At 74.3% G+C, this 13,161-nt stretch carries 12 protein-coding genes; 7 read left to right on the top strand and 5 right to left on the bottom strand.

Features of this window, described 5'->3' with window-relative positions; translation table 11 throughout:
• The first annotated feature begins 23 nt into the window (after positions 1–23).
• Entirely contained in the window at positions 24–1,100 is a 1,077-nt protein-coding gene (locus tag ACH4TG_RS01850; RefSeq protein ID WP_398239752.1) for an ATP-binding cassette domain-containing protein, read from the top strand.
• Positions 1,097–1,927 (top strand): ABC transporter permease, encoded by an 831-nt coding sequence (locus ACH4TG_RS01845; RefSeq protein ID WP_398239750.1) that lies wholly within the window; start codon positions 1,097–1,099, stop codon positions 1,925–1,927. Before ACH4TG_RS01850 ends, ACH4TG_RS01845 begins: the two co-directional genes overlap by 4 nt.
• 18 nt (positions 1,928–1,945) lie before the next feature.
• On the opposite strand, the gene ACH4TG_RS01840 is transcribed toward ACH4TG_RS01845, so the two are convergent.
• Positions 1,946–5,449, bottom strand: a complete 3,504-nt coding sequence (locus tag ACH4TG_RS01840; RefSeq protein ID WP_398239748.1) for a BTAD domain-containing putative transcriptional regulator — start codon at positions 5,447–5,449, stop codon at positions 1,946–1,948.
• A 359-nt stretch (positions 5,450–5,808) separates the two neighbouring features.
• On the opposite strand from ACH4TG_RS01840, the gene ACH4TG_RS01835 reads away from it, so the two are divergent.
• On the top strand, positions 5,809–6,591 hold the full coding sequence (locus ACH4TG_RS01835; protein ID WP_398239746.1) for a site-2 protease family protein: 783 nt from the start codon (positions 5,809–5,811) through the stop codon (positions 6,589–6,591).
• A gap of 53 nt (positions 6,592–6,644) precedes the next feature.
• Here the strand turns inward: ACH4TG_RS01835 and ACH4TG_RS01830 are convergent, their stop codons facing one another.
• Both ACH4TG_RS01830 and npdG read right to left on the bottom strand, forming a co-directional pair.
• Positions 6,645–6,824 (bottom strand): hypothetical protein, encoded by a 180-nt coding sequence (locus tag ACH4TG_RS01830; RefSeq protein ID WP_398239744.1) that lies wholly within the window; start codon positions 6,822–6,824, stop codon positions 6,645–6,647.
• A gap of 110 nt (positions 6,825–6,934) precedes the next feature.
• Entirely contained in the window at positions 6,935–7,660 is a 726-nt protein-coding gene (npdG, locus tag ACH4TG_RS01825; RefSeq protein WP_398239743.1) for an NADPH-dependent F420 reductase, read from the bottom strand.
• Positions 7,661–7,740: 80 nt separating this feature from the next.
• On the opposite strand from npdG, the gene ACH4TG_RS01820 reads away from it, so the two are divergent.
• Both ACH4TG_RS01820 and ACH4TG_RS01815 read left to right on the top strand, forming a co-directional pair.
• Entirely contained in the window at positions 7,741–8,310 is a 570-nt protein-coding gene (locus ACH4TG_RS01820; RefSeq protein WP_398239741.1) for a hypothetical protein, read from the top strand.
• Between the two features lie 214 nt (positions 8,311–8,524).
• Positions 8,525–9,823, top strand: a complete 1,299-nt coding sequence (locus ACH4TG_RS01815) for an MFS transporter (protein ID WP_398239740.1) — start codon at positions 8,525–8,527, stop codon at positions 9,821–9,823.
• Between the two features lie 331 nt (positions 9,824–10,154).
• Here the strand turns inward: ACH4TG_RS01815 and ACH4TG_RS01810 are convergent, their stop codons facing one another.
• Positions 10,155–10,349 (bottom strand): hypothetical protein, encoded by a 195-nt coding sequence (locus tag ACH4TG_RS01810; protein ID WP_398239738.1) that lies wholly within the window; start codon positions 10,347–10,349, stop codon positions 10,155–10,157.
• A gap of 70 nt (positions 10,350–10,419) precedes the next feature.
• Between ACH4TG_RS01810 and map the strand changes: the two genes are divergently transcribed.
• Complete coding sequence (gene map, locus ACH4TG_RS01805) at positions 10,420–11,277, top strand: type I methionyl aminopeptidase (RefSeq protein ID WP_398239736.1); 858 nt, start codon at positions 10,420–10,422, stop codon at positions 11,275–11,277.
• 84 nt (positions 11,278–11,361) lie between these two features.
• Positions 11,362–12,348, top strand: a complete 987-nt coding sequence (locus tag ACH4TG_RS01800) for a hypothetical protein (RefSeq protein ID WP_398239735.1) — start codon at positions 11,362–11,364, stop codon at positions 12,346–12,348.
• A 9-nt stretch (positions 12,349–12,357) separates the two neighbouring features.
• Here the strand turns inward: ACH4TG_RS01800 and ACH4TG_RS01795 are convergent, their stop codons facing one another.
• Positions 12,358–13,122, bottom strand: a complete 765-nt coding sequence (locus ACH4TG_RS01795) for a bifunctional DNA primase/polymerase (protein WP_398239733.1) — start codon at positions 13,120–13,122, stop codon at positions 12,358–12,360.
• Positions 13,123–13,161: the final 39 nt, after the last annotated feature.

Raw genomic sequence — 13,161 nt, 5'->3', positions numbered from 1 at the left:
CGGGCGCCGTCATCGTGGATGCCATGACAACGCGACGACTGACTGACAACGGCGGGACCGCCGCGGTCGAGGTGCGCGGGCTGGTCAAGCACTACGGCCAGACCAAGGCCCTCGACGGGGTGGACCTCGAGGTGCGCCAGGGCACGGTGCTCGGCGTGCTCGGCCCGAACGGCGCCGGCAAGACCACTCTGGTGCGGGTGCTCTCCACGCTCGTCCAGCCCGACGCGGGCACCGCCCGGGTCGCCGGCTACGACGTGCTCACCCAGCCCCGCCAGCTGCGCCGGGTGATCGGCCTGACCGGGCAGTACGCCTCGGTGGACGAGAAGCTGTCCGGCCGGGAGAACCTCTACATGATCGGCCGGCTGCTGGACCTGTCCCGCAAGGACGCCTGGGGCCGCGCCGACGACCTGCTGGAGCGCTTCTCTCTGACCGAGGCCGCCAAGCGCCCGGCGATGCAGTACTCCGGCGGCATGCGCCGCCGCCTGGACCTCGCGGCCAGCATGATCGGCCGCCCCGCGGTGCTCTACCTGGACGAGCCGACCACCGGCCTGGACCCCCGCACCCGCAACGAGGTGTGGGAGGAGGTGCAGCGGATGGTCGCCGACGGCGCGACCGTGCTGCTCACCACCCAGTACATGGAGGAGGCCGAGCAGCTCGCGCACGAGCTGACGGTCATCGACCGCGGCCGGGTGATCGCCAACGGCAAGGTGGCCGAGCTGAAGTCCCGGGTGGGCGGGCGCACCCTGCAGATCCGGCCGACCGACCCGGAGCAGGCCGGCCCGATGGCCGCCGCGATCGGCGAGGCGGGCCTGGACGGCATCGCCGGCGCCACCGCCGACCCGGCGGAGGGCCTGGTGAGCGTGCCGATCCTCACCGACGAGCAACTGACCGCGGTGGTCGGCCTGGTGGCCGCGCGCGGCTTCGGCATCGCCCACATCGACACCCATCTGCCCAGCCTGGACGAGGTGTTCCTGGCCATCACCGGCAAGCCGGCCGACAGCGGGACCGGCGAGGCGGAGGCCGCCGGTACCGCGCACGGCGCCGGGCCCGTCCAGCACGACGACCAGCACGACGACACCAACGTGGAGGTGACGGTATGAGCGCGGCCACCGCGACGGTTCCCGTCGCGAAGCCGGCCGCGGCCGGCGAGGGCAGGATCGGCCTGCGGGCCAACCTGCGGCACATCGGCGCCCTGGCGCGCCGCAACATGCTCCAGATCAAGCAGGACCCGGAGTCGATGTTCGACGCCCTGCTGATGCCGGTGATCTTCACCCTGCTGTTCGTGTACGTCTTCGGCGGCGCGGTCTCCGGCAAGGGCCACCAGCAGGAGTACGTCAACTACGTGATCCCCGGCCTGATGGCCATGATGGGCATGAACATCTCCATGGCGGTGGGGACCGGGATCAACGACGACTTCAAGAAGGGGGTCATGGACCGGTTCCGCACGATGCCCATCGCGCGGTCCTCGGTGCTGATCGCCAAGATCGTCGTCGAGGTCGGACGGATGCTGATCGCCATCGCGATCCTGCTGGGCATGGGCTTCGCCCTGGGCCTGACCATCCACACCGACGTCATGCACCTGCTGGCGGCCATCGGCCTGTCGGCCGTCTTCGGTGCCTCGCTCATGTGGATCTTCATCCTGCTCGGGCTGACCATGCGGACGGCCCAGGCGGTCCAGGGGGTCGCGATGCTGGTCCTGATGCCGTTGCAGTTCGGCAGTTCGATCTTCGCCAAGCCCACCACGATGCCGGGCTGGCTGGAGAACTTCACCAAGGTCAACCCGCTGTCCAATCTGGCGGACGCGGCCCGCGCGTTGGTCAACGGCGGTGCGGTCGCGCACTCGGTGTGGATGACCCTCGCCTGGTCGGCCGGCATCACGCTGGTCACCGCGCCGCTGGCGGTGGCGCGGTTCCGCAAGAAGACCTGAACCGGCCCGATTCCCCGGTCAGTCCACGTCGCGCATGAGGGCGACGGCCTCGTCCACCGACAGGCCGTCGCCCTCGGCGTACGCGGCCTCGTACTCCTGCCCGCCCAGCTTCTCGCGCAGCCCGTCGAGCACCTCGGCCAGCAGCCGCGCCTCGGCCGGCGGGACCGTCTGCGGGCGCAGCCGCTCGTGGGCGCAGGCCAGGGTGACGGCGCGCCGGGCCCGGCGCCGGCCCAGGTCGTTCAGCCGGCCGCCCTCGCTGCCGGCCGCGGCCACGGTCCCGGACTCCATCGGCGACCCGGTCCCGGACTCCGCGAGCAGCGCCAGCAGTTCGATCGCGCCGGGCGCCAGCAGCATCCCGACGCGCGGGGTGATCACGTTGGCCAGCGGATGGTCGGCGAGGACGGCGATGCCGTCGCCGAGCATCCGCAGGCCCTCGGCGGGCCGGCCGAGCCGGCCGATCAGATAGCCCTTGACGCCCGCCAGGATCCCGGAGATGAAGCCGGGCTGGGTACGGAGGACGCTGCTGTGCATGGTCTCCTCGATCAGGGCGAGCGCCTCGGCGTTCCGGCCCCCGTGGCACAGCGCCATCGCCAGCAGCATCTTGCCGTAGAACGCGGCGCCGTCGTTCACCGCGCCGAACCGCTCGGCCTCGGCGACGCCCTCCCGCAGCAGCCGCATGCCCTCCTCGCCCTGGCCGTCGTTGATCAGCGCCTCGCCGAGACGGACGGTCAGCACGGACACGTGCTGCCGCGAACCGATCTTGCGGGCCAGGACGATGCCCTCCCGGCAGCACTGCACCGCGCGGGCGTAGTCACCGGTGCTGCCCGCGCCCTCGGCCTCGGCGGACAGCGTCTCGGCCACGCCCCATTCGTCACCGAGCCGCTCGAACACCTCCCGGCTCTCCAGGACGTCCCGGACCGCGGTGGCCGCCCGCTCGCGATCGTCGTTGTTCACCTTGGCCCGCAACTGCAGGGAGAACGCCAGCTCCCAGTCCCTGCCGTGCCGCCGGCAGGCGTCGATGGTCTCGTCCACCAGGGCGTACAGCCCGTCGAAGTCGCCGGAGAAGAACGCTCCGTACGGCCGGAAGATGCCCGGGGTCCGGGCGGACTGCGGCAGGTGCGGCGGGTAGGCCGCGATCATGTGGGCGCCGATCCTGGCGAGTTGCGGGTCGTTCCACCACTCGTTCTCGTGCTCGTCGGACGTCAGGTCGATGATGCGCACCCAGCGGCGGGCCTCGGCCAGCCGCTCGCCCTCCAGCGGCAGCGGCGCGTCCAGCGGACCCAGCGGGACCGGTTCGAGCAGCGGCGGATCGTCGAACGGGTCGGGGCCGAGCGCGGCGACGGCCGCGGGCCAGTGCCGGCGCTCCGACTGGTAGTTGCGCACCTCCCAGAACCACGCGCAGCTCATCACCAGGACCAGCGCCTGCTGCTCGTCGCCGGCCGCGACCGCCCGGCGCAGGGCGGCCCGCAGGTTCTCGTGCTCCCTCTCCAGCCGTTCGAACCAGGGGAGTTGGTCCCGCCCGCGCAGCTGCTTGTCGGCGCAGCGGGCGAACTCCCGGAAGACCGCGATGTGCCGGCCCTCGACCGCGGTCCGATCCCCCGAGGCGTCCAGCCGCTCGCCGGCGTACTCCGAGATCGTCTCCAGCATCCGGTAGCGGGCGCCGTCCCCGGCGACGTCGGCGAGCACCAGCGACTTGTCGACGAGGGAGGCGAGCAGCGCCGCCACGTCGAGGGCGTCGATCGGGCCGCCCCGGTCCTCGCCGGCCCGGGCGCTCGGGACGGGGCCGGCGTCCGGGCCGTCCCCGGGCGCCGGGTCCGCGCACACCGCCTCGGCGGCCTCCAGCGTCCAGCCGCCGCGGAACACCGCGAGGCGGCGCAGCACCACCCGCTCCACCGGGTCCAGCAGGTCCCAGGACCAGTCGACGACGGCCCGCAGCGTCTGCTGGCGCGGCAGCAGGGTGCGGCTGCCGCCGGTGAGCAGCCGGAACCGGTCGTCGAGTCGGTCGGCGAGCTGGCGCGGCGACATGCTGCGCAGCCGGGCCGCGGCCAGTTCGATGGCCAGCGGCAGCCCGTCGAGGCGCCGGCACAGCTCGGCGCAGGCCGCGGCGTCGTCCTCCACGGAGAAGCCGGGCCGGGCGGCGGCGCCCCGGTCGGCCAGCAGCCTGAGCGCGGTGGGATCGGGCAGCGGGTCCAGCGGGCGCACCAACTCGCCGGGCACGCCCAGCGGTTCACGGCTGGTGGCGAGGACGTTCACACCGGGGCAGGCGGCCAGCAGCTGCTCGGCGAGGGACGCGGCCGCGTCGATGACGTGCTCGCAGTTGTCCAGGACGAGCAGCAGGCTGCGGCCGGCGCAGTGGTCGGCGAGCTGCTGCAGCGCGTCCTTGTTCTTGGTCTCGACCACCATCGCGGTCTCGGTCGCGGACCCGGCGCGCAGCAGCGTCTCGCGCAGCCCGAGGGCGCTGACCACCGCCTCCGGCAGGGTCAACGGGTCGCTGACCGGCGCCAGTTCCGCGTACCACACGCCGTCGGACCAGTGGTCCGCCAGCAGGTCGCCGACCTCCTGCGACAGCCGGGTCTTGCCGGTGCCGCCCGGGCCGGTGATGGTCACCAGCCGGGCCCGCTCCAGGTCGCCGCGCACCGCGCCGAGATCCGACTCGCGGCCGACGAAACTGGTCAGCCGCGCGCGGGCGTTGCCGACGGCGTGCGGCGCGGCGGAGCCCGCGGACACGGCGGCCGGCACCGGAACGGTTGGCGCCGGCGCCGCCGCGACGGCCGCCGGGGCGGTCGAAAGCCCGGGCAGCGGGCCGGGGTTGAGGAGTTCGGCGTGCAGCAGGCGCAGCTCCACGCTGGGGTCGGTGCCCAGCTGGTCGGCCAGGTCCCGGCGCACCGCCTCGTACGCGGCGAGCGCGTCCGCGGTGCGGCCGGCGGCCCGCAGCGCCCGGATGTGCAGGGCCCGCAGCGGCTCGTCCAGCGGGTGCGCGGCGGCGAGTTCGGCGAGTTCCGGCAGGATCCGGTCGGCGCGGCCGAGGGCGAGCTCGGCGGTCAGCCGCTGCCGCAGGGTGTCCACCCGCAGCGCCTCGATGCGCACCGCCGCGGTCGCCCGGTCCGGGAGGTCGGCGAGCGCGGGGCCGCGCCACAGCGCGAGGGCGTCCCCCAGCAGGCCGGCCGCCTTCACCGGGTCGCCGTCGGCGAGCGCCCGCGCGCCCTCCTCGGCGAGCCGCTCGAACCGGTACAGGTCGATGTCGTCGCGGGCCGCGGCCAGCCGGTAGCCGCCGTCGACCGAGCGCACCGCGTCATGGCCCAGCGCCCGCCGCAGCCGCCCGACGAGGGCCTGCAGCGCGCCGGTCGCGCCGGCCGGCGGATCGCCGTCCCACACCTCGTCGATGAGCGCCTCCGCACCGACCACCCGACCCGGCCGCAGCGCGAGCGCCGTCAGCAGCGCGCGCAGCCGGCCGCCGGCCAGCGCCGAGGTCGTACCGTCGTCGCGCAGGGCCTGGGTGGTGCCGAGGATCGCATATCGCACGTGCCCATTGTTACGGAGCGCACGCCCCGGCCGCGCCCGGGTAAGCCGCACCTGGTGCGGGCAGGGCGCCGCACCCGGCCGGTCCGCGGCGCGCCGGACGCCGGGAGGGGCCGTGTCCGGAACCGGACGGATCGCACCCGCGCCCGGTAGGACGGCGTCCGGGACCGGGCGGCCCCGGGCGGCGCCCCGCGAAGCGGAATCCGGTGCGCGGCGCGCGCGGAACCCCCGGCGCTCACCACGCGTTCTCCCGGCACCGCCTGTGCCGGGGCCGCCCCGGATGGCATGATCGGGGCGGCCCCGGCACAGGCAGGGCCCGCCCCGGCCGAATCCGTACGCGCCCGCCAGGAGTAACCGTCCCCATGAGCGTCACCCCGATCCGCCGCGCGCGCGGCAGCGACAGCAGGGTCAGCCCGGTCTTCATCGGCATCGCCGCGGTGATGGCCGTCTCCGGCTGGGCGGTATGGACGCACTACGCCTCCGACCGCGGCTTCGCGGTCTTCCTGTTCGTGGTCTCCGGCTGGGTCGTGTCGCTGTGCCTGCACGAGTACGCGCACGCGCGGACCGCCCTGCACAGCGGCGACCTGTCGATCGGCGCCAAGGGCTATCTGACGCTGAACCCGCTGAAGTACGCGAACGCGGTGCTGTCCGTCCTGCTGCCGGTGCTGTTCGTGATCGCCGGCGGCATCGGACTGCCGGGCGGCGCGGTCTACATCGAGCGCGGCCGGATCCGCGGCCGGGTGCGGCACAGCCTGATCTCGGCGGCAGGACCGCTCACCAACGTGCTGTGCGCGGTCGTGCTGGCGCTGCCGTTCATGATGGGCAAGGCGGACTCCTGGCCGCCGGAGTTCATGGCGGGCCTGGGCTTCCTGGCGCTGCTCCAGGTCTCCGCGGCGGTGCTGAACCTGCTGCCGGTGCCGGGCCTGGACGGCTACGGCATCGTCGAGCCGTGGCTGTCGGAGAACGTCAAGCGGCAGGTGGCGCCGTACGCGCCGTTCGGCCTGATCGCGGTCTTCGGCGTGCTGTACATCCAGGCGGTCAACGACCGCTTCTTCGAGGGGATCTACCACGTGCTGAGCTGGCTCAAGGTGGACCCGCGGTACGCGGAGTACGGGTACGCGCTGTTCCAGTTCTGGAAGCGCTGAGCGGCGGGCGGCACGGGTCGGCCGTCCCGGGAAGGGTCCTGGTCCGGCAGACCCTAGCCCTCGCTCCGGGCCTCGGCCTTCGCCTTCCGGCGGTAGTACCACCACATGTTGCTGGTGACGCCGGCGAAGAGCAGCCACACCACGCCCAGCCAGCTGCCGTTCACGAAGGACACCACCGCGGCGGCGACAGCCAGCAGGCAGGCCAGCAGGGCGTAGAGGGCGAGGCGGGGCATGGCGGACGGCTCCTGCGGTCGTTCGGGCGGGTCGTGCGGTCAGGCCATTGTCCCCCATGCCCCGGGCCCGCCGGTCGGCGGTCGGCCCGCCCGGGGCCGGACGGCGGATCTCAGACGTCGGTGACGCGCAGCCCGGCGTGCGCCTTGTAGCGGCGGTTGACCGAGATCAGGTTGGCCACCAGCGACTCGACCTGGTGCGCGTTGCGCAGCCGGCCGGCGAAGACGCCGCGCATGCCCGGGATGCGGGCGGCGAGCGCCTGCACCAGGTCGGTGTCGGCGCGGGCCTCGCCGAGCACCATCACGTCGGTGTCGATCTCCTCGACCTCGGGGTTCTGCAGCAGCACCGCGGACAGGTGGTGGAAGGCGGCGGTGACCCGGGAGTCCGGCAGCAGGGCCGCGGCCTGCTGGGCGGCGCTGCCCTCCTCCGGGGTGAGCGCGTACGCGCCCTGCTTGTCGAAGCCGAGCGGGTTGACGCAGTCCACCACAAGCTTGCCCGCCAGGTCCTCGCGCAGCGCCTCCAGCGTCTTGGCGTGGCCCTCCCACGGCACGGCGACGATCACGATGTCGCTGCGGCGGGCACAGGCGGCGTTGTCCGCGCCCTCGACGCCGTGGCCGAGGTCGTCCGCGGCGGCCTGCGCGCGCTCGGCGCTGCGGGACCCGATGACCACCTTCTGGCCCGCCCTGGCGAGCCGGTAGGCCAGGCCGCGGCCCTGGTCGCCGGTGCCGCCGAGCACGCCCACCACCAGCCCGGACACGTCCGGCAGCTGCCACGGGTCCTTGGCGGGGGCCTTCGCGGGTGCCGGGGTGCCGGTGTTGCCGTTCTCAGGGTTCGTCATGCCGCCGATCCTTCCAGGTCCGGGGTGTTCGGGCGCTGTTCGGTGGCGCGGATCACCCCGTGCGGGCAGGATGCCCGGGCATGGACGCTCTACGGGTCGCGCTGCTGCGGGAGGCTCTGGCGGGGACCGAGTGGCCGCGGGCCACGCGGGCGTTCGGCGGGGCGCTGCGCAGAACCGTCCGGCGGCGCGGCGGCGGGCTGCTGCTGGTGGGCACGGCCGCGTACGAGCCGTGGCACCTGGCGGCGCACCTGGACGAGGAGGCGGCCTGGAGCGGCGTGCCGGAACTCGCGCCGACGCTGGTGCGGCACCGGGTGCCGGCCGGGGCGCGGCCGCACCTGTCCGTCGGCCTCGGCCGGCTCGCGGCGGCCGGCCGCTCGGACACGCTGCTGGTGGTGGCTCCGGGGCCGCTCGGCGGGACGTTCCTGGAACGCCTCTCCGCGGCGCGGCGCGACGGGGCGACGCTCCTCGCCGTCGACGCCAGCGGAACGCCCGATCTGCGCGGGCTGGCCCACGACGCCCTCGACGTCCCCGCCGACCCGCTGCTGCCGCTGGACACCGTCCAGCACCTGGTCGCCGCGGGCGCCGCCGCGACCCGCCGTCCCCGCCCGCGCCTCACCGACCGCCTCTTCTCCCCGCCGCGGCGCTGGTAGCTCCCGGGGACTCGGCGTCTCCGGCCGCACTCCGGCTGACGGGCACACGCGGACGAGGGCAGGCCGGGCCCCGTGGGCCGTGACGGTGCGGGGCCGCCGGGCGTGCGGCTCGCGCGGGGCAGGGGCGCGACTCCCGGGCGCCGATCCCCGCGGGGCCCGCGGGGGCGGAAAATGCTTTGCCCTCGCCCTCGGGGCGCGGACAGCATGCGGGACCATGCCCCCGAATGCCGACGACGCGGCGCCGCGCAAGCGGCGGCGGTCCGCGCTGCTGCCGGACCTCGCGCCGTGGCGCACCTCGCGCGACTTCCGGCTGATGTGGATCTCCGGCGTCATCACGAACTTCGGCAGCTTTCTGACGTTCGTCGCGCTGCCGGTGCAGCTGAAGGACCTGACCGGCTCGGCCGCTGCGGTCGGCGCGATCGGCGCGGTCGAGCTGGTGCCGCTGATCGTCTTCGGCCTGTACGGCGGCGCCCTCGCGGACGCGCTGGACCGGCGGGTGCTGATCGTCGCCACGGAGGCCGCGCAGGGCCTGCTGGTGGGGGCGCTGCTGCTCAACACGCTGCTGCCGCACCCGCTGGTGTGGCCGCTGTACGTGGCCGCCGCCGTCTCCAGCGCGCTGACCGGTCTCCAGCGGCCGGCACTGGACTCGATCGTGCCGCGCATCGTCCCGCGCGACCAGCTTGCCGCGGCGGCCGCGCTCAACGCGCTGCGCTGGCAGGTCGGGGCGATCGCCGGGCCCGCCGTCGCCGGCGTCGTGATCGCGTACGCCGGCCTGGGCTGGGCGTACGGCGCGGACGCCGTGACCTTCGCCGTCTCCACCCTGCTGGGCCTGGGCCTGCGCCCGTCCCCCGCCGCGCACGACGCGCAGCCGCCGTCGCTGCGGGGCATCGCGGAGGGCGCGCGGTACGCCTGGCACCGCAAGGAGCTGCTGGGGACGTACGCGATCGACCTGGCGGCGATGCTGCTGGCCTACCCGGCCGCGATCCTGCCGTTCCTCGCGGACGGCCTGCACGCGCGGTGGTCGCTCGGCCTGATGTACGCGGCCGGCTCCGTCGGCTCGCTGCTGGTGAGCCTCACCAGCGGGTGGACGTCGCGGATCCGGCGCCACGGCCTGATGGTCGTGCTGGCCGCGGCCGGCTGGGGGCTCGCGACCGCCTGCGCGGGGTGGACCGGGCAGGTGTGGGTCGTGCTGGTCTTCCTGGCGGTGGCCGGCGGGTTCGACATGGTGAGCGGCATCGGGCGCTCGACGATGTGGAACGAGACGATTCCCGACGAGCTGCGGGGGCGGCTCGCCGGGATCGAGCTGCTCTCGTACTCCGTCGGGCCGACGCTGGGCCAGGTCCGCTCGGGCGGCGTCGCCGCGGTCACCTCGGCGCGGACGTCCCTGTGGTCCGGCGGTGTCGCCTGCGTCGGCGCGGTGGCCCTCCTCGCCGCCACCCTCCCCAAACTCCTCGCCTACCAGGCACCCCCCAAACCCGCGGCCCCGACACCCGCCGAGAGGGTGCCCCTCTGACGCCCGCGGCGCAGGGAGTGCGCGAGCAACCACCGACGGCCGTGCGACGGCGACGTCCCCTGACGGGGCAGGACGAGCCCCGAAGGGGCGCGGGGAACTGCGCGACCAGCCCGGCTGCGGGCCGCAGGTCGCCACCGCCCCGAAGGGGCAGTTCGGTCCGCTCCGGACCACCGGCCGGTGGCCGGTTGCTCGCGCAGTGCCGTGGGGCTGAGCCGCACCGCAAGGTGGAGGCAGGCCGGCGCGGCGGACAGGCCACAGGCAGGGAGAGGCGGGGGTCAGGGGGAGGTGGAGCGCCCGGGGGAGGTGGTCCGGGGCCGGACCACCAGGAGAGCTAGTCCTGGGAGTCCCACTCCTCGTTGCGCTCGGCGACCCGCTCCATCGCGTGCTCCGCCTCCCCCTTCGTCGCGTAGGGGCCGAAGCGGTTCTTCGCGGGGCACTCCGGGCCTTCCTCGACCTTCTTGTGCTTGAGGCAGTAGTACCACTCGCCCGGCTTTCCGGCCGGCTTGCTCGCCTTGAACACCGCCATCTCCGTCCTCCGTTCTGCGCCCGCACCCAAGCTCCATCGTGCCCGATCCGCCGCCGATACACTCGTCGGCATGTCTGGTCAGTCGCTCCTCGTCCCCGGCAGGCTCTCCCCCACCCGCCAGGTGCCCGCCTCGATCCCGCGCCCCGAGTACGTCGGACGGCCGGGCCCCGCGCCCTACACCGGGCCGGAGGTGCAGGACGAGGAGACCGTCCAGAAGATGCGCGTGGCGTCGCGGATCGCGGCGCAGGCCATGGAGGCGGCGGCCGCGGCGATCGCGCCGGGCGTGACCACCGACGAGCTGGACCGCATCGCGCACGCGTACATGGTCGACCACCAGGCCTATCCGTCGGACCTCGGCTACCGCGGCTTCCCCAAGTCCATCTGCACCTCGCTCAACGAGGTCATCTGCCACGGCATTCCGGACTCCACCGTGCTGCGCGACGGCGACATCGTGAACCTGGACGTGACCGCGTACATCCACGGCGTGCACGGCGACTGCAACGCCACGTACCTGGTGGGCGACGTGGACGAGGAGTCGCGGCTGCTGGTGGAGCGCACCCGCGAGTCGCTGACCCGGGCGATCAAGGCGGTACGGCCGGGCCGGCAGATCAACGTCATCGGCCGGGTCATCGAGTCCTACGCCAAGCGCTTCGGCTACGGCGTGGTCCGCGACTTCACCGGGCACGGGATCAACACCTCGTTCCACTCCGGGCTGATCATCCCGCACTACGACGACCCACGGGCGACGACGGTGATGCGCCCCGGCATGACGTTCACCATCGAACCGATGCTCACCCTGGGCACGTTCGAGTACGACATGTGGGACGACGGATGGACGGTCGTCACCAAGGACCGCAGGCGCACTGCCCAGTTCGAGCACACCCTGGTGGTCACCGCGGACGGCGCCGAGGTACTCACCCTGCCGTGACGGGCGCTCGCGCGAGCCGCGGCGACCGATAGGGTGGCGCCGATTCGACCGGCACGCCCTCGGGCACGAAGGAGCCGACGCGCCATGATCCGCCGCAGGCTGGCCCTGGGGGCCGCCGCCCTCGCCCTCGTGCTGCCACTGGCCGGGTGCATGACCGTGCACGGCGAGCGCGCCGACATCCCGTCGGTGGCCCCGGCCGAGGCGGCCAAGGTGCTGGCGAACTTCGCGGCCGTGGACAACCAGGCGACCAAGACCTGGAATCCGCAGCTGCTCGGGCAGATAGAGTCCGGCCCGCTGGGCGCGATAGACGGTGCGGGGGTGCGCGCCAAGCACGCCAACAACCCTGGCGGGAACCCGCAGTTCTCGGCGCTGAAGTTCTCCGACTCCACGTTCTGGATCCCGAAGCAGGTCGGCTGGCCGAAGTTCTTCGTCGCCGACACCGCCACCAACCGCGGTGCCGACGGCACCCGTTGGCTGCTGCTGTTCCGCCGCGGCGCGGCGAGCGAGCCGTGGCGCGCGGCGTTCCTCGCGGTGACCACCGCGGACAGCCTGCCTGCGCTGGCCACCGACCAGGGCGGCCACGTCGAGCCGTTGCCCCTCACCGGCGGTGATCTCCTGCTGCCGCCGGGGAAGTTGGGCACCGCGTACACCGGTTACCTCCAGGACGGCACCGGCGCCGACGCGTTCGCGAAGGGCGCGGCCACCTCGCAGCTGCGGACCACCCGACAGGACCAGGCGAGGACCCCCAACTCCGTGACGCAGTACGCCGACCAGCCCGCGGACCAGGGCGACTTCGCGCCGGTGGCGCTGCGCACGAAGGACGGCGGCGCGCTGGTGTTCTTCGGCACCCGCCACCAGTCGAAGTCCACGTACCGCGCGGGCTACGACCTGGCGATCGACCCGGACACCCGGGCCCTGATGACCGGCACCCCGAAGACGTCGGTGACGCTGTCCCATGTCGCGCAGGAACTGGTGACCGTCCCGAAGTCCGGGTCCGGGTCCGGCGGCGGCTCGGGCCAGGTGGTGTTCGTCAGCCGGCTGGTGGGGCTGGTGTCCGCGGCCGGCGAGTAGGGGCGGGGCTCAGCGGCCCCAGGCCATCGGCTCGGCCTCCGGCTCGTAGCCGAACTGCGCGCACGCGTCGGTGAGCACGTCGAGGACCGGCAGCGGGTCGGGCAGCGGCAGGTCGGGACCGTGGCCGGGCAGCCAGTCCACGCTCTGCCCCGAGGCGAGCCGGGACGGCGGCAGCAGCACGTAGCTGCCGCGGCAGTGCCAGCGGACACCGGGGCGCTCGTCGGCCGTCTCGGGGTGCGAGTCGAGCGCGCAGGGCCACCACTCGTCCTCGTCGGCGGGGGTGCCGCGGGTGGCGGTGAAGAACAGCAGGCGGTCCTCGCCGAGGGCGGCGACCGGGCCGAAGGTGGCGCTGTCGGCGGTGAGCCGCTCCAGCGCGAGGCGGCCGGCCTCGGACGGCACGTCGAGCACGTCGTGGCTGACGCCGGTGGCGGTGACGAAGTTCGCCAGCGGGTCCTTGGCCAGCCACTGGCCGACCCGCTGGGGGTCGGTGCTCGCCTGGGTGTGCCAGGCCATCGACACCGGGTGCAGGCCGGGCATCGGACAGCCGATCCGGTCGCAGGAGCAGCCGAAGCCCTCCGGGTGGGCCGCGGGGGCGACCGGGAAGCCGGCCTCGGCGGCAGCGGAGACCAGCGCGTCGCGCTGCGGATCGGGGGTGTCGGGCCGCGCTCCTCTGGAGGAGCGGGAGGGGCGGGAGTCCCAGGCCGGGCGGGCAGAACCTGATGCGCGGTCCGTACGGCGTCGCAGCCAGCCGGACACCCTGTTCTTGCCTGCCATCGAGCTCCTTCCGTCGCCCCCGGCCCGTTGCGGTACACG

The sequence above is a fragment of the Streptomyces sp. NPDC020917 genome, assembly GCF_044333795.1.
Classification (GTDB): domain Bacteria; phylum Actinomycetota; class Actinomycetes; order Streptomycetales; family Streptomycetaceae; genus Actinacidiphila.
This window is presented reverse-complemented; position numbering and strand designations above follow the sequence as displayed.

Bases quoted from the DNA above. Each gene is read 5' to 3' on its own strand.
- ACH4TG_RS01850 (WP_398239752.1), top strand. From the start codon at position 24: ATGACAACGCGACGACTGACTGACAACGGCGGGACCGCCGCGGTCGAG.
- ACH4TG_RS01845 (WP_398239750.1), top strand. From the start codon at position 1,097: ATGAGCGCGGCCACCGCGACGGTTCCCGTCGCGAAGCCGGCCGCGGCC.
- ACH4TG_RS01835 (WP_398239746.1), top strand. From the start codon at position 5,809: ATGAGCGTCACCCCGATCCGCCGCGCGCGCGGCAGCGACAGCAGGGTC.
- ACH4TG_RS01830 (WP_398239744.1), bottom strand. From the start codon at position 6,824: ATGCCCCGCCTCGCCCTCTACGCCCTGCTGGCCTGCCTGCTGGCTGTC.
- npdG (WP_398239743.1), bottom strand. From the start codon at position 7,660: ATGACGAACCCTGAGAACGGCAACACCGGCACCCCGGCACCCGCGAAG.
- ACH4TG_RS01820 (WP_398239741.1), top strand. From the start codon at position 7,741: ATGGACGCTCTACGGGTCGCGCTGCTGCGGGAGGCTCTGGCGGGGACC.
- ACH4TG_RS01815 (WP_398239740.1), top strand. From the start codon at position 8,525: ATGCCCCCGAATGCCGACGACGCGGCGCCGCGCAAGCGGCGGCGGTCC.
- ACH4TG_RS01810 (WP_398239738.1), bottom strand. From the start codon at position 10,349: ATGGCGGTGTTCAAGGCGAGCAAGCCGGCCGGAAAGCCGGGCGAGTGG.
- map (WP_398239736.1), top strand. From the start codon at position 10,420: ATGTCTGGTCAGTCGCTCCTCGTCCCCGGCAGGCTCTCCCCCACCCGC.
- ACH4TG_RS01800 (WP_398239735.1), top strand. From the start codon at position 11,362: ATGATCCGCCGCAGGCTGGCCCTGGGGGCCGCCGCCCTCGCCCTCGTG.
- ACH4TG_RS01795 (WP_398239733.1), bottom strand. From the start codon at position 13,122: ATGGCAGGCAAGAACAGGGTGTCCGGCTGGCTGCGACGCCGTACGGAC.